The organism is Streptosporangium sp. NBC_01639, assembly GCF_045209755.1.
GTDB lineage: Bacteria > Actinomycetota > Actinomycetes > Streptosporangiales > Streptosporangiaceae > Streptosporangium.
Genome location: NZ_CP109272.1, coordinates 1,389,051 through 1,410,090 on the forward strand (window position 1 = coordinate 1,389,051; position 21,040 = coordinate 1,410,090).

General features: G+C 69.9%; 16 protein-coding genes. 7 read left to right on the forward strand and 9 right to left on the reverse strand.

The genetic code is table 11. The features are described 5' to 3' along the window. The first annotated feature begins 153 nt into the window (after positions 1-153). The 3 genes from dhaK to OHA77_RS06240 are packed head-to-tail and all read left to right on the forward strand — an operon-like array spanning position 154 to position 2,180. Positions 154-1,146, forward strand: coding sequence for a dihydroxyacetone kinase subunit DhaK (gene dhaK, locus OHA77_RS06230; RefSeq protein ID WP_326821623.1), 993 nt, complete (start codon positions 154-156; stop codon positions 1,144-1,146). Between the two features lies 1 nt (position 1,147). Continuing rightward, entirely contained in the window at positions 1,148-1,789 is a 642-nt protein-coding gene (gene dhaL / locus OHA77_RS06235; RefSeq protein WP_406316772.1) for a dihydroxyacetone kinase subunit DhaL, read from the forward strand. Between the two features lie 19 nt (positions 1,790-1,808). Beyond that, entirely contained in the window at positions 1,809-2,180 is a 372-nt protein-coding gene (locus tag OHA77_RS06240) for a PTS-dependent dihydroxyacetone kinase phosphotransferase subunit DhaM (protein WP_406316773.1), read from the forward strand. A 186-nt stretch (positions 2,181-2,366) separates the two neighbouring features. Here OHA77_RS06240 and OHA77_RS06245 read toward each other — a convergent pair whose 3' ends face one another. The 6 genes from OHA77_RS06245 to OHA77_RS06270 form a co-directional block, all read right to left on the reverse strand. Next, positions 2,367-4,211 carry a glycoside hydrolase family 15 protein gene (locus OHA77_RS06245; RefSeq protein WP_406316775.1) on the reverse strand — a complete coding sequence of 615 codons (1,845 nt, stop codon included), beginning with the start codon at positions 4,209-4,211 and terminating at the stop codon, positions 2,367-2,369. Positions 4,212-4,527: 316 nt separating this feature from the next. After that, complete coding sequence (locus tag OHA77_RS06250) at positions 4,528-5,520, reverse strand: LLM class flavin-dependent oxidoreductase (RefSeq protein WP_406316777.1); 993 nt, start codon at positions 5,518-5,520, stop codon at positions 4,528-4,530. Beyond that, positions 5,517-6,773, reverse strand: coding sequence for a pyridoxal-phosphate dependent enzyme (locus OHA77_RS06255; RefSeq protein ID WP_406316779.1), 1,257 nt, complete (start codon positions 6,771-6,773; stop codon positions 5,517-5,519). The genes OHA77_RS06250 and OHA77_RS06255 overlap by 4 nt, the downstream gene beginning before the upstream one ends. After that, positions 6,770-7,957 carry a M24 family metallopeptidase gene (locus tag OHA77_RS06260; protein ID WP_406316780.1) on the reverse strand — a complete coding sequence of 396 codons (1,188 nt, stop codon included), beginning with the start codon at positions 7,955-7,957 and terminating at the stop codon, positions 6,770-6,772. The genes OHA77_RS06255 and OHA77_RS06260 overlap by 4 nt, the downstream gene beginning before the upstream one ends. Continuing rightward, a complete protein-coding gene (locus tag OHA77_RS06265) occupies positions 7,954-8,973 on the reverse strand; it encodes a TIGR03619 family F420-dependent LLM class oxidoreductase (RefSeq protein ID WP_326821613.1) in 1,020 nt (339 codons plus the stop codon). The genes OHA77_RS06260 and OHA77_RS06265 overlap by 4 nt, the downstream gene beginning before the upstream one ends. After that, the gene (locus OHA77_RS06270) at positions 8,973-10,298 is read right to left on the reverse strand and encodes a purine-cytosine permease family protein (protein WP_406316782.1); all 1,326 of its coding nucleotides are present in this window, start codon (positions 10,296-10,298) and stop codon (positions 8,973-8,975) included. The genes OHA77_RS06265 and OHA77_RS06270 overlap by 1 nt, the downstream gene beginning before the upstream one ends. Positions 10,299-10,355: 57 nt before the next feature. Here OHA77_RS06270 and OHA77_RS06275 point away from each other — a divergent pair, with 57 nt between their 5' ends. Continuing rightward, positions 10,356-11,582 (forward strand): PucR family transcriptional regulator, encoded by a 1,227-nt coding sequence (locus OHA77_RS06275; RefSeq protein ID WP_406316783.1) that lies wholly within the window; start codon positions 10,356-10,358, stop codon positions 11,580-11,582. A 42-nt stretch (positions 11,583-11,624) separates the two neighbouring features. On the opposite strand, the gene pip is transcribed toward OHA77_RS06275, so the two are convergent. Beyond that, the gene (gene pip / locus OHA77_RS06280) at positions 11,625-12,584 is read right to left on the reverse strand and encodes a prolyl aminopeptidase (protein ID WP_406316785.1); all 960 of its coding nucleotides are present in this window, start codon (positions 12,582-12,584) and stop codon (positions 11,625-11,627) included. 66 nt (positions 12,585-12,650) lie between these two features. Between pip and OHA77_RS06285 the strand changes: the two genes are divergently transcribed. Together OHA77_RS06285 and OHA77_RS06290 are read left to right on the forward strand one after the other, a co-directional pair. Continuing rightward, complete coding sequence (locus OHA77_RS06285; RefSeq protein WP_406316787.1) at positions 12,651-13,169, forward strand: MarR family winged helix-turn-helix transcriptional regulator; 519 nt, start codon at positions 12,651-12,653, stop codon at positions 13,167-13,169. A gap of 37 nt (positions 13,170-13,206) precedes the next feature. Next, positions 13,207-13,788 carry a nucleosidase gene (locus OHA77_RS06290; protein ID WP_406316789.1) on the forward strand — a complete coding sequence of 194 codons (582 nt, stop codon included), beginning with the start codon at positions 13,207-13,209 and terminating at the stop codon, positions 13,786-13,788. Between the two features lie 61 nt (positions 13,789-13,849). Here OHA77_RS06290 and OHA77_RS06295 read toward each other — a convergent pair whose 3' ends face one another. Both OHA77_RS06295 and OHA77_RS06300 read right to left on the reverse strand, forming a co-directional pair. Further along, complete coding sequence (locus OHA77_RS06295; protein WP_406316790.1) at positions 13,850-16,726, reverse strand: M48 family metallopeptidase; 2,877 nt, start codon at positions 16,724-16,726, stop codon at positions 13,850-13,852. Positions 16,727-16,729: 3 nt separating this feature from the next. After that, a complete protein-coding gene (locus tag OHA77_RS06300; RefSeq protein WP_406316791.1) occupies positions 16,730-17,227 on the reverse strand; it encodes a hypothetical protein in 498 nt (165 codons plus the stop codon). Positions 17,228-17,676: 449 nt separating this feature from the next. Between OHA77_RS06300 and OHA77_RS06305 the strand changes: the two genes are divergently transcribed. After that, positions 17,677-20,958: a type ISP restriction/modification enzyme gene (locus tag OHA77_RS06305; protein WP_406316792.1), complete on the forward strand. Its 3,282-nt coding sequence runs from the start codon at positions 17,677-17,679 to the stop codon at positions 20,956-20,958. Positions 20,959-21,040: the final 82 nt, after the last annotated feature.

Sequence of the window (21,040 nt, forward strand, 5' to 3'; positions counted from 1 at the left end):
TCTCCTGCCCGCCCACCGGCTGCGGCAGCACGGCCGGGTATCGGCGAAGAGGCGGTCGCCGTACGAAGTCGCCCTCGACTGCGTCTCATGACGGCCGGGAAGAGGTTTTCCCGAGCGCGCTTGCCGCCACGGTCGAAGGGAAAGCCTTGAAACGTGAAGAAACTCATCAACGGCGTCGACTCCGTCGTCACCGACGCGCTGCGCGGGCTCGCCGCGGCGCATCCGGGGCTGCGGGTGGACGCGGAGAACCAGATCGTGGTGCGCGCCTCGGAACCCCGTCCGGGCAAGGTCGGCCTGGTCTCGGGCGGGGGTTCCGGGCACGAGCCGCTGCACGCCGGTTTCGTCGGGTACGGCATGCTCGACGCGGCCTGTCCCGGGGAGATCTTCACCTCCCCCGTGCCCGACCAGGTGATCGCGGCGAGTCAGGCGGTGAACGGCGGCGCGGGGGTGCTGCACATCGTGAAGAACTACACCGGCGACGTCCTGAACTTCGAGATGGCCGCCGAGCTCTGCGCCGAGGAGGGTGTGGAGGTGACCAGCGTGCTGGTCGACGACGACGTGGCCGTACAGGACTCCCTCTACACGGCGGGCCGCCGGGGGACCGGCGCGACGCTCTTCGTGGAGAAGATCGCCGGAGCCCTCGCCGAGGCCGGCGCGCCGCTGGCGGAGGTCGCACGGGTGGCCCGGGAGGTCGACTCCGCCAGCCGGTCCTTCGGCGTCGCACTGAGCGCCTGCGTCACCCCGGCCGCGGGCAGGCCCACCTTCGACCTCGGCGACGACGAGATCGAGCTGGGCATCGGCATCCACGGCGAGCCCGGCCGGGCCCGCTCGGCCATGCGTGCGGCCCGCGAACTGGTCGGCGCCGTGATGGACGCGATCAACGAGGACATGCCCGTCTCCGGCGACAACCTGGTCATGGTGAACGGCATGGGCGGCACGCCGCTGATCGAGCTCTACATCGCCTTCGCCGAGGTGGCGGACTACCTGACGGGCAAGGGCGCGAGGGTGACGCGCAGCCTGGTCGGCAACTATGTCACCAGCCTCGACATGCAGGGCTTCTCAGTCACGGTCTGCCGGCTGAACGACGAGTTCACCCGCCTCTGGGACGCTCCGGTGGAGACCCCCGCCCTGCGCTGGGGCCGCTGACATGGCCGGCACCGCACTGGACACGGCGCTCTTCGCCGCGTGGATCGAGGAGATCGCCCGGACCGTGCGGGCGGAGAAGGACCGGCTGACCCGGCTGGACGCCGCGATCGGCGACGCCGACCACGGGACCAACCTCGACCGGGGCTTCACCGCGGTCACCCAGGCACTGGCCGGCATCGAGCACGACTCCCCCGGGTCGCTGCTGGCCCTGGTGGGAAGCACGTTGATCCGCAAGGTCGGCGGAGCCTCCGGACCGCTGTACGGCATGGCATTCCGGGAGGCGGGCAAGGCGCTGGGCGACACCTCCGAGGTGTCCGTCGCGGAGCTGTCCACCGCTCTGGAGGCGGCCCTGGCCGGGGTGCAGAAGCTGGGCTCCGCGGCCGAGGGCGACAAGACCATGGTGGACGCGCTCGCCCCGGCGGTCCGGGCGCTGACACGGGCCGCACAGGAGGGGAAGACGCCTCGGGAGGCGATCGGCGCGGCGGCGTCGGCGGCGTCCGCCGGAGCGGAGGCCACGGTCCCGATGCAGGCCCGCAAGGGCCGGGCCAGCTATCTCGGCCCGCGCAGCGTGGGCCACGAGGATCCGGGCGCCGCGTCCACCGCGCTCGTCCTCGGCGCCCTGCGTACGGCGGTGTCCGGGTGAGGCGGAAGGGGTCCTCCCGATGGTAGGCATCGTCCTCGTCTCCCACAGCGGGCCGCTGGCCGCCGAGGTGGCGATCCTGGCCGCGCAGATCGGCGGAGCGGGCGTCCCCCTGGCCGCGGCCGGGGGCACCGACGAGGGCGGCCTGGGCACCAGCCCCGACCTGGTGGCGGCCGCGATCGAGGAGGTCGACCGGGGGGACGGGGTGATCCTCATCCCCGACCTGGGCAGTTCGGTGCTGACCGCCCGGCTGATGGAGGGGCCGGGGGTGGTCATCGCCGACGTGCCCTTCGTGGAGGGCGCGATCTCAGCTGTCGTCACGGCGGGTTCGGGCGCCTCGCTGGAGGCCGTGCTCGCGGCGGCCGAGGAGTCGAGGACCTTCCGCAAGCTCTGACCACCGAGTGCGGAGCGAACCCGCCCTCGCCGGGGGTGGGGGCGGCGGCGGGGCGCTTGCATGGCGGTCACCCGGGCGAAGGCGTCGACAGGAGCCACTTGCATGGCAGTCGCCGGGGGGCTTGCATGGCGGTCATCCAGGGCGGGTGGCGGCCCGTCAGGGGACCCGCTGCGGCCGGTCGGGCGTCTAGCCGAGGGCACGGTCGAGGTTGAAGGCGGCGCTGATCAGTGCGAGATGGGTGAAGGCCTGCGGGAAGTTGCCGAGCTGCTCACCGGTCTGCCCGATCTCCTCGGCGTACAGGCCGAGGTGGTTGGCGTAGGTGAGCATCTTCTCGAAGGCGAGCCGCGCCTCGTCGAGGCGCCCGGCTCTGGTGAGCGCCTCGACGTACCAGAACGAGCAGATCGAGAACGTGCCGTCCTGTCCCAGCACCCCGTCCGGGCTGGCCGCGGGGTCGTAGCGGTAGACCAGCGAATCGGACACCAGGTTCCTGCCGAGCGCGTCGAGGGTGGACAGCCACTTGGGATCGGTGGGGGCGATGAACTTGGTCAGCGGCATCATCAGCACGGAGGCGTCGAGGACGTCGTCGTCGAAGTGCTGGACGAACGCCTGCAGCGAGACCGACCAGCCGCGACGCATGATCTGCCGGTAGATCGCGTCGCGGGCCCGCTGCCAGCGCGGCGTGTTGGCGGGCAGCCCGCGGTGGGCGGCCATCCGCATGGCCCGTTCGATCGCCACCCAGCACATCAGCCGCGAGTAGACGAAGTCCTTGCGCCCGCCGCGCGTCTCCCAGACGCCCTCGTCGGGCTGGTCCCAGTTGTCGCAGACCCAGTCCACCAGGGTGTGGATCTCCTCCCAGTGGTCGCTGGAGATGGGCCGGCCCATCTTGTCGTAGAGATAGACGGAGTCGATGAGCGCCCCGTAGATGTCCAGCTGGAGTTGGTGGGCGGCCGCGTTCCCGATGCGCACCGGCGAGGAGCCCCGGTGGCCCTCAAGATGGGGCAGTTCGATCTCGGGTAGTTCGGTGCGCCCGTCGATGCCGTACATGATCTGCAACGGCCCCGACGGGCCGTCGCCCCGGCGGCTGACATGTTTGGACAGAAAGTCCATGAACGCCGCCGCCTCCTCGCTGAAGCCCAGCCGGAGCAGCGCGTACACGCAGAACGCCGAGTCGCGGATCCAGACGTAGCGGTAGTCCCAGTTGCGCTCCCCGCCGACCTGCTCGGGCAGGCTGGTCGTCGCGGCGGCCACGATCCCGCCGGTCGGCGCGTAGGTGAGCAGCTTCAGGGTCAGCGCGGAACGGTGCACCATCTCCCGCCACCGGCCGCGATAGCGCGACGCGGACAGCCAGCGCCGCCAGAACGCGACCGTCGCGGCGAACTCCCTCTCGGCCTCGGCGATCGGGCACGACCTCGGCAGCACGCCGTCGCCGAGCACGTCGAGCGCGAACACCGCGACCTCGCCCTCGCTGAGCTTGAACTCCGACCACACGTCCGGGCCGTCGGCCTCAAGGGGCATGCTGGCGGTCAGCGCCAGGGACAGCGACGGCGATTCGAAGACCGCCCGGCCGTCCCGCATGGTCAGGCGGTGCGACTGCCTTCCGTAGTCGAAGCGCGGCGCGATCCGCGCCCGGAACGGCAGTGCTCCGCGGACGCACAGCACCCGCCGGATCAGCCGGTGCCGGTCGGCCTCGTCCGTGTCCTCCCCGGCGATCGGCATGAAGTCCTGGATCTCCCCCACCCCGTCCGGGGCGAAGAACCGGGTGATCAGCACGTTGGTGTCGGGAAAGTAGAACTGCTTGGTCCTGGCCGGCACGTCGGCGGTCAGCTCGAACGACCCGCCCCTGTCGGCGTCCAGAATCGAGGCGAACACGCTGGGCGCGTCGAAACACGGACAGCAGTACCAGCCGATCGTGCCGCGGGTGTCCACGAGCGCCACGGTCCGCATGTCACCGATCAACCCGTGGTCGGCGATCGGCAGGTATCGAAGGCCGCCCGCCGTCCCCGGACGATCAGCGGACTCCGCTGCCGTCATGTCAGCCTTCCCACCTCGCAGAACCGCCTTTATGCCATAAAACTACGCGTTCCCATCTCTCTTCGAGGTCTGTCCTACGTCAAGGCACCGGAAGCTTTCGGAAGGGGGCACCGCAGCGCACCCCCTTCCGAAAGCGGCTCCGTACGGGGTTCTCAACCGTCCCGCCCACGGTCATCCGATCCCCACCGGATTCTCAGCGGTCTCCCCGCCGGTCATCCGGTCCGTGCAGGTTCTCAGCGGTCCCCGCGCCGGTCGTCCGGTCCGCATGGGGGCGCTCAGCGGTCCCCACACCGGTCATCCGGTCTGCACGGGGCGCTCAGCGGTCCCCACGCCGATCATCCGGGGGCGAGACCGGAGGCGCCTTCTGCAGGAGTGTGGCCACGCTCATCAGCTGTTCCGGATCGACGTCCGGATCGTCGCGGATGACCGCCACGTCGAGACCGGAGTCCGCCAGGCGGCTCAGCGACGCGGCCGCCTCGGCCGTCGTGCCGGCCGCCGTGAAGAGGTCGAGCAGCGTGTCGTCGACAAGGTCGGTGCGCGGGGCGTCGTCGAGCCACCCCTGGCGGAACGCGGCGCAGAGCTCCGCGTCGAGGCCCGCCGTCCGGGTGATCTCGTGGTCACCGTGGACGCCGAGGTAGGTGGCCACCATCGGCCGGAGCCGGTCACGGGCCGCGCGCGCGTCCTGGTCCACCGACAGCGCGACGTAGGCGGCCAGCTCCGCCTCGGGCCCGACGCGCCCGCGGACCGAGGCGATGTAGGGCGCGGAGGAGAGGATCGACAGCAGCAGGCCGTCCGCCCGCTCGGCGGCCAGGGTGAGCGCCCGGGGGCCCTTGACCCCCAGCACGATCGGCGGGGTACGGCGCGGCGGGGAGAAGGCCAGCCCCGCCGACACGCGGAAGTGCTCACCCTGGAAATCCAGGTGCTCGCCGGTCATCATCGCCCTGATCACGTCGAGGGCCTCGGCCAGCCGGCCGATCGGCCGATCGAACGGCAGCCCCAGCTGATCGGTCATCCAGCGTGCGTTGCTGGCCCCGAGGCCGAGAACCGCGCGCCCGCCGCTGATCTCCTCCAGGGACGCCAGCTCCATGGCGATCAGCGCCGGATGGCGGGTCCAGGGATTGACCACCCCGATGCCGACGCGGATCCGCCGGGTGACCGCGGCGATCGCACCGGCCAGTGCGAACGCGCCGCGCTCACAGTAGTCCTCGGTGATCCACACGGTGTCGAACCCGGCGTCCTCGGCGAGCCTGGCCACCGCGACGGCGGAGGCGGCGTCGCGGTGGCCCGAGATGGAGAAGCCGAGCCTCACCGGCCGAGCTCCCGGTCGAGCGCGGCGAGCGTCGGTTCCACGACGGGTACCGGCGGGAGCGTGGCCGCGGTGGCTCCGACGTCCTTCAGGCCGGTGGAGGTGCCGATGATGACCACCGTGGCATCGGCGGGCAGGCCGCCCGCCGCGGCCAGTTCCTCCACGGCGACCAGCGTGATGGCGGAGGACGCCTCCAGGTACAGGCCGGCTTCCCGGCCGATCCGGCCCTGCGCGTCGAGGATGCGCGTGTCGTCGGGGACGGGTACGGCCTTGCCGCCGGTCGCCCGCAGCGCGGCCAGGCCCTGGAAGGTGCCGTACGGCGAGGCGATGGAGAACGCCACCGACGGGCCGGCCGGCACCGGTCCGACGGTGTCCGTGCCGGCCGCCAGGGCGGTGCCGTGCGGGCCGAACGGTTCGGCCGCCACGAGGACCGGCATGCGGTCGGCCAGACCGAGCGCCACCAGGTCCGCGAAGCCGCGCCAGATTCCGGTCAGCCCGTCGGCGTAGGCCGTCGGAACGACCACGTAGTCCGGCACCCGGCCGAGGTCGGCAAGGAGCTCGTACGCGATCGTCTTGTAGCCGTCGACGCCGTAGGAGATGGATCCCACCGGAGGGGCGGCGTGCCCCGACATCGGCAGCCAGCCCCGGTCCTCGACCAGCTCCCGCATCAGGCGCCACCGATCGGGCGCGTGCTCCAGGGCGACGACCCGTGCGCCGTACACCTGCATGAGGGTCTTCATGGTGGACGGCACCGACGCCACGGTCAGCACCACGCAGGGCAGGTCCGCGCGGGCCGCGTAGGCCGCGACCGCCGCGCCGTGGTTGCCGGTGCTCGCCACGACCACCGCCTCGACCCCCAGCTCCACGGCCTTGGTCATCGCCACGGCCGCGAGCCTGTCCTTGTAGGACCAGGTGGGGTTGCGGGTCTCGTCCTTGACGAGGAGCGCGCCGAGCCCGAGCCGTTCGGCGGTGCGCGGGAGCGACACCAGCGGTGTGCCCCCCTCCCCCAGGCTCACCGCGGGTGTGGCCTGCCGCAGCGGCAGGAGCGCGCGATGGCGGAACAGCCCCGGCTGGTCCGGGTCGTCGGGCAGCCGGGACGCCCCGGCGAGGTCGTAGTCGGGCAGCACGTTGGCGGGGGCGCCGTCCTTCTCACAGGCCGGGCAGCCGCGTCCGAGCAGCTCCGTCGCGGGGTCCCGGTAGGTGGCCGAGCAGCGCGGGCAGCTCAGCCGCCCGAGGTAGCGGGAGGTCTCGGTCATACGGCGACCACCGGCAGCTCACGGGGCGAACGGGTGAACAGGTCGACACCCTCGCCGGTCACCACCAGGGTGTCCTCCACCATCATCCCGCCCCATCCGAGGTTGTAGTACGGCGTTTCGAAGCAGAATGTCATGCCCGGTTCCAGCGCCGTCACCACCCCGGGGGAGACGATCGGCGGCTCGTAGACGGCCAGCCCGATGCCGTGCCCGCAGTGCTGGCGCCGGTAGGGCACGATGCCCTCCCGTTCCACGGTGCGCACCGCGACGTCGAAGACCTCGGCGGCGGCCACCCCGGGGCGGGTCATGGCGAGCTGCTCGTCCAGGCCCGCGAGGATCGCGGCGTAGTGACCGGCCTGGCGTGCGTCGGGGTCGCCGAGAACGGCGGTGCGCCCGATGTCGGACCAGTAGCCGGCGTACAGGCAGCCCACGTCGAAGCGGGCCAGTTCCCCCGGCTTCCAGCTGCGGCCGGTGGGGTGGGCGTCGGCCAGGGCCGAGCGCGGGCCGGTGGTCGCCACCACGAAGCGCGGCTCCCCTCCGCCGGCGACCATCGTCGCGGCCACGGCCTCGGCGAGGGCCTGCTCGGTCACCCCCTCCTCCGCGATCTCCAGAGCGGCCCGGACCCCGGCCTCGGCGAGCACGGCGGCGTAGCGCAGCAGTTCCACCTCGCCGGGGAGCTTCACGCCGCGCACCTGACCGGACCAGCCGGTGGCGTCGACCACGGTTGCGCCGGCCGCGGCGGCGGCGAGCGCAGGCTCGGCCGCGAGCCCTTCGACGCCGTAGCGCAGGCCCGTCCCCGCGGCCTTGATCGCGGTTTCGAGCGCCGCGTACAGGTCGGGGTGGCGGTCGGCGGCGCTGGTGAGGGGGGTGGGCTCGGCGGACTCGAAGTAGAACCGGCCGAACGGCACCATCCGGTCGGCGGGCAGGCCACCGTCCACCGCGGGCGCGGTGTCGGCGGCGGGGCACACCAGCCAGCAGTCTCCGGCGGTCACCACGGCCGCCATCCGGTGGGCGCGGAAGAGGGCTCCGGCGACGCTCCGGTAGCCCGTGGCGTACAGGATGCTCTCGGGGGTGGTCAGCACGACGGCGTCGAACGGCGCCTCGGCCAGCGCGTCGCGCAGCCGGGCGGTCCGATCCGCGGTCAGCTTCGTCAGGTCGACCGCCGGCGCGGGGGGGATCCCGGTCACTGCTGTGCTCCTCCGTTCCTGGCGATGACGGTCTCGCTGAACTCGTGCATGCCCACGAGCGTCTCCTCGACGGTGTTGGCCGCGAACAGCAGCCCCGCGAGGGTGTCGACACCGGCCTCCTGGTAGGCGGCCACCTGTTCGGCCACGCTGTCCGGGGTGCCGATGAGGTTGCGGGCGGCCAGGTCGGACACTCCCTGGTCCTTCAGCGTCGTCCCGGACAGGGAGACCATGTGGTTGTAGAGCTGGGAGGAGCGGAATTTGCGCCAGGCCTCCTCGTGGGTGGGCGCGACGCACACCGCCAGCTGCAGTGCCACCTCGAACCGGTCCGGCAGTTCGCGACCGGCCGCGGCGGCCTGCGCCTTGATGTCGCCGATGCCCTTCGCTACCTCCTCGGGGGTGAGGCAGGCGGGCAGCCATCCCCCGGCGTAGAGCGCCGCGCGGGTGCGGGAACCCGGCGCGTTGCCGCCGGACAGGATCGGCAGCATGGGCTGGACCGGCTTGGGGTAGGACTCCACGTCCTCGAACGCGACCCAGTCGCCCTTGAAGGACGCCCGGCGCTCGGTGAACAGCGCGTTGAGTGCCTGGATCGCCTCGGCCGCGTGCTCGCCCCGGTGAATCCGGTGGCCGGGGTTCATCGCCTCGTACTCCTCGCGGTAGGCGCCGATGCCCACGCCGAGTACGGCTCTGCCGCCGGACAGCCGGTCCAGGGTCGCGGCCTGCTTGGCGGCGACGACCGGGTTGCGGAACGGCAGCACCATGATGGCCGTGGCCAGCCGGATCCGGCTGGTGATGGCGGCGACGTAGCTCAGGTAGGAGAACGGGTCGTAGTAGCGGGGCGGGGTGTCGAACTCCTGCCGGACGTAACCCTGGGTGGTCACGTGGTCGTTGCCCCAGATCGAGTCGAAGCCCAGGCTCTCGGCCTGGACGGCGAGTTCGACCGCGTCGTCGATGTCGGCGTAGGGGACCGGGTACATCAGTCCCTCGGTCCCGGTGGGCACTCCGAGCCCAAACCTCATCACGCCTCTCCTTCCCTTGTTGCGGCCGCGGTGGCCGGGGTGCCGCGTTTCACGGCGGCCACGACCCAGCCGAGCACGGCGTAGCAGACGATCCCGTAGACCAGGCCCTCGATCGCGTCGGTCAGCAGGAGGTCGGTGTACTTGGACAGCACCGCGGCCACCACCCAGGCCACCAGCGCCTCGACCCGCACGGCCGGTGCCGACTCCAGCAGCCGGGCGTGCATCGAGCCGCGCGTCAGGATCCAGAAGTGGGCGATGATCACACCGGCGAACGGCGGCGCGATCAGCGCGATGATGTTCAGGAAGACCAGGAACTGGGCGGCCAGGCCGGCGAAGGCGACCAGCACGGCGATGACGATCGCGACCAGGGTCCAGACCGGCTTCCCGATACGCACGTTGAGCGTGTTGGAGGCGTTGGTGAAGGCCAGCGAGGCCGAGTACAGGTTGTTGTCGGCGGTGTTCCACAGAGCCAGCACCAGCATCACCGCGGCCGGTGCCAGGAGTCCGAGTCCCTGCATGACCAGTACGAAGTTGCTGTTGCCCACGGACATGGCCGAAACGGTGGCGATCGTCTCGAAGATGCCCGCGCCCACGACGAACCCGGCGAAACAGGAGATGATCACATCACGGCCGCGGATCGCGAAGCGGGTCACGTCCCCGACGAGCGCGGCACCGGTGATCCAGGTCGAGATGACGGCTCCGACCGCGGCCGCGAACCCGATGGGCACCACGGGCTGCTGGGTGACCACCTCGGCGAACCCGCCGCCGCTCGCGCCGATCTTGAAGAGCGCGAGGAGCGCGATCGCGATCTCGATGGGCACCGCGATCGCGGAGAACTTCGCCATGCCCTTGAAGCCGAATATCGCCGTCGTGGTGATGGCGGCGCCGAACACCAGGATGAACGCCCATGGCGGGACCGCGGGGATCAGCTTGTGCACCGCCCCGCTCCAGGTGTCCATCAGCACCCCGATGAACCCCATGGCCACCACGCCGAGCAGCAGCGAGACCACGACCGCGCCCTGCCGGCCGAAGACGACCCTGGCGGTGAGGTAGCTCGACAGACCGGTCCGGTAGCCGACCAGCCCGATCAGCGCGGCCACCGCGACCAGGACCAGGTTGCCGACAACGATCGCGGCCATGCCCTCGCCGAAGGAGGTCCCGCCGCCGACGACTCCGCCGACGAGGAAGCTGCTGACGCTGATGTTCCAGCCGATCTGGACGACGATCATCTGGGTGAGGGATTGGCGCCGATTTGAGGGCACAGCCTCCAGCGCGTGGTCATCGAGGTCGCTGGGGTGCGACTCCGGCTCCACTTCTGTGGTCATGCATCCTCCTTGGGCTGGACTGCGCCTTGTGATAGTCAATAGTCCATTAAGTGGCGTATGCCCAACTACGTGGCCCCGAAGGAAGATGAGGAGATCGCTTTTGTGGACATGACACAAAAGGCGCAGGTCCTTCTGGCGGAGATCGAGGAGATCGCGGCCGTCCTGGTCGACACGGTCTGGGAACGCCTGCCCGGATACGACCAGGCCCGGATGGAGGTCGAGGACCTCGTCGAGACGGTGACGCCCAACCTCACCGCCATGATCTCGGCGGTGGCGCAGCGGCGGGGGCTCGCCGAGGGCGAGCTGCTGCCCGCCGTGGAACTCGGCCGGCGGCGGGCCATCCAGGGCGTACCCATCGAGAGCCTGGTCGCCTCGTGGCACGCCGCCGAACGCGCCCTGGTCGAACGGCTGGTCGTCGCGGGGCCTCCCCCGAAGGGACAGGACCTCGCCGAGATCGTGCAGCGGCTCGCCGCGGTGACCGACTCCATGATCGATGCCTCGACCGAGGCCTACCGCCAGACTCGCAGCGAGGCCGCCGCCCACCTTGACCAGATCGCCACCGACCTGGTGTCCCGGCTCTCCGGAGGGGAACCGCTCGACCCCGCCGACGTCGAGGAGCGCGCCAGGCTCGTCGGCGTACCCGCCCAGGTGCCGCACCGCGCCGCCGCCATCGGCGTAGCCGGCGAGGTCAGGCCGCTCGCGCTCGCCAAGGCGCAGAAAACGGTCCTCGACTCGTTGCGCCCCAGGCTGCGCAGCCGGATCCTCGCCGGGAGCAGGGGTTCCACGATGCTGCTCGTCCTCGCCGACGACGTGGGACTCGACGAGGCGCTGGCCCGCGCCACCCGCCGGCCCGGCATCCCCCATGGTCTCGTCGTGGGCCTCGGCGAGCCGCGACCCAGGCTGGGAGAGGCGGGCGCCTCGTGCCGTGAGGCACTGGCCGCGCTGGAGGCGGGGCTACGGATGGGGACCGACCGCACCGTCGTCCACTTCAGGCGGGTCATTCCCGAGGTGCTCCTGATCTCCAATCCCCTCGACGCCCGCCGCCTGGCGGACACAGTGCTGACTCCGCTGCGGCCGAACCTCGTCCTGATAGAGACCCTGCGGGCCTACCTCTCCTGTGGACTGTCCGTACGGCTGACCGCGCGCCACCTGTCGGTCCACGAGAACACCGTCAGTTACCGCCTGCGCCGCATCCTGGAGCTCCTGGAGTTGGACGACGCATCCCAGTTGCTCCGTCCCGACGTGATCCTCGCGCTGAGAGCCGACGAACTCGGCGAGGCCTGACCGGCGACCGGCAGCCGGCGGCGGGCGGGCGGCGGCGTCGGCTCACTGCTGGGCGAACCGGTCGATCGCGTCGAGGATCCGGTCACGCATCGTGTCGCTGCCGGTGTGCCCGGAGTCGGTGATGACGTGCAGTTGCGCGTCGGGCCAGGCGCGGGAGAGCTGCCAGGCGGTGTGGGGCGGGCTGCCCATGTCGAGGCGGCCATGGATCAGGACACCCGGGATCCCGGCCAGACGGTCCGCGTCACGGAGCAGAGCGCCCTCCTCCAGCCACGCGCCATGGGAGAAGTAGTGCGTGCAGATGCGGACGAACGCCAGCGTCGCGGCGGGCGGACGGTCGCTGTAGGCGTTGGGCTTGCCGTTCGGCTCCAGGGAGATCACCGCGTCCTCCCAGGTCATCCAGGCGTTCGCGGCGTTCGCTCGCACGTCCGGATCGGGATCCTCCATGAGCCGGGCGTAGGCCGCGACCAGATCGCCGTCGCGGTCGGCCTCGGGGACACCGGCTCGGAACCGGTCCCATTCCTCGGGGAAGAACCGGCCCACCCCCCGGTAGAGCCAGTCGACCTCCGATCGCCGGGTCGTGGTGACGGCGGGGATGACGATCTCCGAGACGCGCTCGGGGTGGCGCTCGGCATAGGCGAGGATCAACGTGGAACCCCACGAACCGCCGTACAGCAGCCAGCGGTCGATGCCGAGGTGCTCGCGGAGCCGCTCCATGTCGGCCAGCAGGTGCTCGGTGGTGTTGAGGCTCATGTCGGTCGCAGGGTCGCTCGCGTGCGGTGTGCTCCGCCCGCAGCCACGCTGGTCGAACAGGACGATCCGGTAACGCGCGGGGTCGAAGGTCCGGCGGACATTGGTGGAGCACCCCGACCCGGGCCCGCCGTGGACGACGAGGGCGGGCTTGCCGTCCGGGTTGCCGCAGACCTCCCAGTAGACGAGGTTGCCGTCGCCGGTGTCGAGCATGCCGTGGTCGTACGGCTCGATCGGAGGGTAGGACGTGGCCATGCGTGGTTCCCTTCGGGATCGCGGGTAGAAGCGACGAGAATACGACAGCGCTGTTACATTAGACGAATGGATTCCTCCGCGCCTGGGCCGGAGCTGCTCGGCACCCGCCTGCGCCATCTGCTCGACCTGCTGGACGCCGGCATCGTCGGCCTCTACCCGGGCCTCGGGCTGGACGGCTTCCGGCCACGGTTCACCCCGGTCATCCGGACCCTGGCCGCCTCCGGCCCCCGCTCCATCCGCGACCTGGCAAGCGCGCTCGGCGTGACCCACTCGGCGGCGAGCCAGACCGTGGCCCAGATGACCCGAGACGGACTGGTCACCGTCGCCCCGGGCGACGACGCGCGCCAGCGGATCGTCAGCCTGACACCGAAGGCCGAGTCCCTCCTACCGGTGCTGGAGATCGAATGGGCCGCCACCACCGCTGCGGCCACCGAATTCGAGGCCGAACTGTCGTACCCCCTGAGCCGGCTCATCAACGAGGCACTCGACGCCCTGCACCGCCGCCCGATGCACCAGCGGATCACCGCCATGGCGGAGCTCATCGACCAGCCCCGAGCCGAACCGACTCCGGAGCACAAGCAGTGAGGCTCGCGAACTCGAACCGAGGACCTACCGTATGACCATGGAACTCGTCGGGAAAATCACCGCCGACCGCCCGCTGCTCGTGCTCGCGGTCAAGGAGGAAGCGCAGTTCCTCGACACGGACCTGCCGGTGCTGCTCACCGGCATGGGCAAGGTCAACGCCGCGGTCGCGCTGGCCACTGCCCTCGCGCACGGGCCCCGTCCGGCCCACATCGTCAACCTCGGCACCGCTGGGGCGCTGCGCCCGGGGTGGACGGGCACCCATGTCGTCGGCACTGTGATCCAGCACGACCTGGACACCGACCTGCTGCGCACCCTCACCGGCGAGGCCTACGGAGCGGCGCTGACACTGGACGCGGAGGACGGCCCGGTCCTGGCGACCGGCGACGCTTTCATCGCCAACGAGGCCGCACGCGAGCGCCTCGCGATCCAGGCCCACCTGGTCGACATGGAAGGCTATGCCCTGGCGACGGCAGCGGCCCGAGCCGGTGTCCCGCTCCGCATCGTCAAGCACGTCAGCGACGACGCGGGCGAAGGCGCGGCGAAAAGCTGGCGCGAGTCGGTGGCCGACTGTGCACAGGCCCTCGCCACCTGGGCCACCCGCCACCTGTCGCTCCGGTGACACTCCGCGCCTCCGGCGACCGGCCCTTGGTGCGGGTAGACACAGATCACGTTGTCGGGGCTCACAGCCTGCCCGCACGGATCAAAGCGTCGATACGGTTATCGATGGCATGGCTGGTGTCCTGGGCGGTGGTTAGCCGGCGCATGGCGGCGTTGAACCTGTCGGCGTCGTCCGCGTCGAGGGACCGCTGGCAGTACGTCCCGCCCAGCACGGCGTCCTCGTAGAAGCTTTCCCACAGTTCTTGGGCCTTGGGGTCGGGGACCCGGAAAAAGCGGTACGCGGCGCGGGCATCGTTCGCGATGTCGAGGCACAGCGGTCGGACGCTGTCCAGGCCGGCGATGCTCTTCCCGGCGTTGATCTCGGCCGTGCCCATCGCGAACAGTTCGCGGCGATGGTGGTAGAAGCTGTCCATCAGCCGGCCACCACCACGATCGCGCCACGCCTCCACTTGCAACGCTCTCGACTGGGCTGACACCGGGGCATCCTCGTCCACCATGGCTCCCCCATTGCGGGCAGCCTGCTGGACCTCTGCAGGTGCGGGTAGGCGGGAGGCCTGTGGCGACCGCTGGACGGCGGCCACGGTGGCCACCGCCAGCGCGGCAGCGACCAGGACCAGCGCGCAGGCCCGGCCAAGCACCGTCGATACCGGCGATCCCGGCCGCGTCGGTCCTGTCGATTGCGTCGGTCCGGGCCGCCTCGCAGTACGCGCCTTGGGGAGGGCGACCACGCCCGCCACCAACACCGTGATCGGGGAGGCGGGAAGGAGGATGTCGGCGAACAGTTGCTTCGCCACGGCGAGGTTCCAGGAGCATGGCCCCGCGTCGATGGCCAGCGCGGGCACACATCCATCGGCGGCGCGCAACGCGACAATGGCCGCGAAGCTGAGCAGGGTGGCGCCGCCCGCGCCGATCAGAGCGGCCGGCAGTCGGTGCGCGGGCACCACTGTCCGACTGGCGTACGCCGCCAGCGCAGCCGAGGCCAGCAAGACCAGGAGCATCCCGGCCAGGGTCGCCACCAGGAAGGCGGTGGGCGAGGACTCGACCTGCTTGCGAGCGTGCAGCCAGGCGAACAGCGCCACCGCCGCAGCGCCACCGGACGCGCCGCCGATCAGCACCGGGACGAGCACTCGGCGCAGGCCCGGGGGCGGTGGGCCGAGCGGGGCGTGGCCGTCGCCGGACGCCGCGTCGCGCAGCCAGCGGGGTGGGCCGGTGCCCGGGCGCGGCAACCACGCCAGCAACGGCACGACCCATAGGGCGGCGACCGCCACCAGGGCGAGCGGTGCGGTGGTCACGGTGCTCATCACGGTCATGATTGCGACGAGGAGGACGTCGAGCCACGACACGGGCGGAGGGTCCGATTCCCGGCCCACCATGGAGGACGCCAGGTAGTCCCGGACATCGGCGATGTCGATCGACCACCCCGCCGCGAACGCGACCCCCTGGGTCTGCCACCAGAGCAACCAGAGTGACAGTGCCAGGGCCGCGGTGGACGCGTTCAACAGCGCCACCGGTCGCAGCGACCGGCCGTGCCAGGCGGCCACCCACAACTGTGCGCACCGGGTCAGCCACCAGGTGAACGCCATCCCGGCCAGCACGACGAGCACCAGCAGCCACGGTCTGGCGGGCAGCCAATCATTGACTGTCCCCTGGCCTGCGGCCACCCCGCCCGCCGCCATGCCGAGCCCGAGCCACAGACCCGCTCGTGCGCTGGACGGAGTCGGCTGACCGGTCAGCGCCGCATACACCACGGCGCGCCACAGCGCGATGCCCACCACGCCCGCGACCAGACCGGCCGAGACCAGCGCCGCCAAGTGCTGCATCCACAGGGTCAACAGGATGTACTGAGTGATGGCGTACATCATGTGGGTGTGCGTGATCGCCGCGGTCATGCCGGTCAGCAGCAGCGGAAGCGCGCGTACGCCGAACAGCACGGCGGGGTTGGTCAGCGCGATCTGCCGGGTGTCCCATCGCGGGTGCGGCCGCCACAGTTCGACGAACGAGCGTAGAGCGCGCCGCCCGGGGCCGATGACCGGCGCGGGGCTGCCCGCAGACCAGCCCGCCGGATCGGCACCCCAGCGTACGGCGGCGAGGTCGGCGTAGATTTCCCGGCTGCGTAGCACGTCCCACCGGGCCAGATAGACCAGACCGGTGAGCAGACCGGTGAGCAACAGGCCGCGAGTGACGATCGGTGCCTCGCTGGACCACACCACCGAGTCCGAGGCGCCCCAGAACATCCAGGCGCACCAGGCCAGGAAGAGTGGAAGGGCGACCACGGTGTACACCCGCCACATGGCCACAGTCAGGTAGGTGATGGTCACGTCCCGGTTGGCGATGTGGGCGAATTCGTGCAACAGGACCGCCCGGAACCGGTGCGGATCAGCCCTCCGCGTGGCGATCAGGCCACCGTCCAGGCGCACCGTTGCCCGCCCGGATCGGCCGAACACGACCGCCCCGTCCGACGCCGAGGCCGGATCGACCACCACCCGGGGCGGACGGGCCAGGCCCGCGACCGTGGACAGTTCGGCCACCATGCCCGCGATCTCGCAGTCGGAGTCCATCGTGGCCAGCGGCACCACCCGACTACGGCGGGCCTTCCACGCCGGCAGCGCCCAGAACAGCGCGGCCGTGAACAGAGCCAAGATCGCCCACCAGCCGGCCGGCACCCACCACGGCGGTGGCGGGGCGTAGTGCTTGGTGCAGGCGAAGTATGCCTCCCACTGAAGCGCGCGTTTCGCCATCACTGCCGACGCCGGATCGTTGTCCGGGGCCACCCCGGCCGCCAGCGAACAGCCGAATCCGTCGTACGAGGACAGCGCGATGGCCACGTAGATCACCATCAGGCTGCTGCTCGCCATCAGCAGGGCGACCAGGAGCGCGAATCGCACCGTCGTGCCCGCTCCCAACGCCCGCTCGTCGATACGGGGCGAGGTGCCCTCCATCGGCTAGCTCGCCGGACTCGGCCCGTCCGGGCCGCCGGCGGGGCCTGGATCAGCTCCTCGGGCCAGCCTGCGGACGATCGCATCGACGATCTGCTCCGCGGCCTGTTCCTCCAGCCCCCGCTGTTTCAGCTGGTCAAGCAGGTCTTGGCGGAGCGTGGCGAGCTGACCCTCGGTCAGCGGCGGGATGGTCGCGGCGGCCGGTCGGCGGCCGCGCCGGAGCCAGCGGCGCAGCCCTCTGGCTTTCCTGACGGCACCGTCGACCGCGGTGTCCGCCAACCGTTCCGCCATCTGGTCAAGCACCAGCCAGACTACCGGCGTCATCAGACCGACGACCTCGCCCCAGCCGAAACCGAGCGGCTCACGTCGTCGCCCGGAACGGCGCAGTTTCGGTACGACGACGGAGTCGTCGTACGCCGCCAACCCGTCCACCAGCGGTAGCTCCTCGGGGGCAAGCTCCGCCACCACGTCCCGTACGACATCCCGCACTGCGGCCAACGCCACCGCTCCTCCCTGGAGGTACACACCTTTACATCAAGTACAGATCAATTGAGCAACCCGTCGAAACGTCGTATTGCACATGGCCTTATCGATACTGCATCAAGTACCGGCCAATTGAGCAGCCCGTCGATACGTCGTATTGCACGTGGCCTTATCGATACGCAGCAGCCCGATGGGGCTGTCCGCGTTTAGCCTGAGCACGGCGGCCCGACCGGATCACGGGGGCACCGGACGGCGGATCTGCCGACCACCGGCATCGTCTACGGCTTCATGTCGGGACGCTTTGCCCCTATAAGCCTAGCTTTGACGGGAAAACAGCAAGAAAAATCTATTACGGGCTTGTGGAACGTGTGAAACACGAAGATTGGAAATCGCGATACATCGGTGACCGGACCACTGAACAGCTCACCATGTGATAGGTGCAGATGCCCGCGACGTACCCCCCTCCGTCGTTGTTGGAACAGACCGCCATAGCGATCTCCCGCTTCGGGAAAACCGCCACGGCCAAACTCCGTGGCGACGGCCAGCCCGAGGACCAGCTCCGTTCCCCGCTTGAATCTTTATTCAGGGAGGACATCGCCGCCGCCTTGGGCGTCTCCGTCGAGATGATCGGGGAGACATCGCTGGCCACGCTCGGTGTACGCCCGGACTACGGTGTGGACGTGGCCGGCGCCCGGGTGGGTTACATCGAGCTGAAGGCTCCGGGCCGCGGTGTGCCGAGCACCTGGACGCCGAACAAGCATGAGAAGAAGCAGTGGGAGAAACTGCAACTGCTGCCGAATGTGCTCTACACCGACGGCTGCCAGTGGGCGTTGTACCGCAACGGCGAACTGATCGGGCAGGTCGCCCACCTGGACGGTGACATCCGCAAGGTCGGCGCCAAGCTGACACCCGCCGACGGGGAATTTGTACGAGTTGTCTCTGATTTCCTGCTGTGGAGCCCGACACCGCCACGCAGCATCCTCCAACTCGTGCGGGCTATCGCTGGGCTGTGCAAGCTACTGCGCAGCGAGGTAATCGAGGCCATCGACCGCGAACGGCGCGGTGAAGAGAAGACGAAGGTCTTCACTGATCTCGCCGCCGACTGGCGCAAGCTGCTGTTTCCCGGTCTGACGCATGAGGAGTTCGCCGACTCCTACGCCCAGACGGTCACCTTCGCCCTGCTGCTGGCCCGCGTCGACGGCATCGCCTTCGACGGCCGCACGCTCGGCCAGATCGCCTCCCAACTCGGCAAGAACCATTCCTTGATGGGTAAGGCACTGGCTGTCCTCACCCACGACACCGTGGAAGGCCGCAGCGTGGTCGTGGAGACCCTCAAACGGGTCATCGGCGCCGTCGACTGGGACAAGATCAGCGACGGATCGGCTGACTCCTACCTCCACTTGTATGAGCGGTTCCTGGAGGTGTACGACTCCGACCTGCGCAAGCAGAGCGGCTCGTACTACACGCCGAACGAAGTCGTCTCGTTCATGGTCCGCTTCACCGAGGACATCCTGCGCACCCGGTTCGGGCGGGAATACGGCTTCGCCACCGACGACGTGATGGTGGTCGATCCGGCGATGGGCACCGGCACATACCTGCTCAACATCGTCAATCGCGTTGCTCAGACCGTGGAAGAGGAAGAGGGCAAGGGGGCTGTCCCCGGCCGGCTCAAAAAACTGTTCGGCCGTCTGATCGGTCTGGAACGGCAGGCCGGGCCGTTCGCCGTGGCTGAGCTGCGGTTGAACCAGGCACTCAAGGCTGAGCATGGCGCCGAGATCGCTGAGAAAGATCAGAAGCTTTACGTCGCCGACACCCTCGGCAACCCGTTTGAGCGCACCCAGCTTGACCTTGGGTCGATGTATGAGCCGATCGTGCGCTCCCGCCGGGAGGCCAACAAGCTCAAGCGGGAGACTCCAGTCCAGGTCGTGATCGGCAACCCGCCATACCGCGAGCGTGCCAAAGGCATGGGTGGGTGGATCGAACAGGGCGCCGAGAACTCCGGGCACACCACACCGATCCTCGACTTCAAGGCCGATGGACTCGGCCGGTATGAATACGTGCTGTCCAATCTGTACGTGTATTTCTGGCGCTGGGCCACCTGGAAGGTCTTCGACGCCCATCCCGGGCAGCCCGCGGGCATCGTCGCGTTCGTGACCACGTCGGGCTACACCACCGGTCCCGGGTTTGCCGGGATGCGCGAATACCTCCGCCGTACCGCCGACGAGGGCTGGATCATCGATCTGTCTCCCGAGGGCCACCAGCCTGATGTGTCGACGCGGGTCTTTCCCGGTGTGCAACAGCCGTTGTGTATCGGCATCTTCGCTCGGTACGGCGAAGGCAACCGGGAAACACCCGCACGGATCCATCACCTCAGCGTGTCGGGACGTCGTACCGAGAAGTTCACCCAGCTCGGCGAGGTCACTCTCGACGAGACGGCGTGGACCGATTGCGCGACCGGCTGGCAGGACCGGCTCCAGCCCGTCGGCGGGGACGCCTGGCTCGGCTATCCCCTCGTGGGTGACCTGATGCCCTGGCAGGCACCGGGCGTCAAACCCAACCGGACCTGGGTGTACGACCCGTCGCCAGGGGTGCTTCGCACCCGTTGGGAGCGGCTGATCAAAGCCCCACGCGATGACAAGGCGAACCTGTTCAAGGAGAGCGATGCCCGGAAACTCGACAGCGTCGTTCAGCCCATCACCGGTTTCGTCCATCATGACGGAGTGATCCAGGACGAGGCAGGGCAGTGCCCGCCCCCGGTGCGGGTGGCCTACCGATCCTTCGACCGGCAATGGGTCATCCCCGACACCCGAGTTCAGGAACGTCCCCGCCCCGAACTCTGGCAAGTGGCGGGTGACTCGCAGGTGTTCGCCGTCGAACAGCACGCCCACCCCATCGAGACGGGCCCTGGTCTGGTCTTCACCGCGTTCGTGCCTGATATGCATCATTTCAACGGGCGTGGCGGGCGGGTGCTGCCGCTCTACCGGGACCGTGCCGCCGGAGCGGCCAACCTTGCCCCCGGCCTGCTCCGCCTGCTCACCGAGCGACTCGGCCAGTCCGTCACCGCCGCCGACCTGCTGGCTTACCTCGCCGCCGCGACCGCCCACAGTGGCTACACCGTCCGCTTCGCGGAGGAGTTGCACACTCCTGGAGTGAGGGTGCCACTCACCGCCGACCCTGAGCTGTGGGCACAAGCCGTGCAACTGGGTAAGCGCGTGCTGTGGCTGCACACCTACGGTGAACGCTTCGTCGATGCCACCGATGGCCGCCCGGCCGGGCCACCCAAACCCCCCGCCGCCCAACGGGCCAAGGCTCAGGTTGCCATCCCCGGTACGGTCGATGACATGCCGGACGACATCACCTACGACCCGGCCACGGCCACGCTGCATGTCGGCGCAGGGCAGATCTCACCGGTCCGCCCTGAGGTATGGGCCTACGAGGTGTCCGGGATGAAGGTCATCAAGAAGTGGTTCGGTTACCGCAAGAAGAACCCGGCCGGTCGCAAGTCCTCACCGCTCGACTATGTCAACACCGAGAAGTGGACGGCGGAGTTCACCACTGAGCTCCTCGAACTCCTCCACGTGCTCACCTTCTGCGTCGAACTGGAGCCCGACCAGGCCGATCTCCTCGATCGTATCTGTGACGGGCCGCTCGTCACCGTGACCGACTTGGAGCAGGGTCGAGTTTTCCCAATCGCACCTGCCGTACGGAAACCTCCCACGGCTGACTCTCAGGATGCACCGACACTCCTCTGATCAACTCCAGCTTTTTGAGGCCATTGACTGAGGGGATGACCAGCCACGCTGGTTGAGACGGCTTGACTTCAGACCTGGCCGC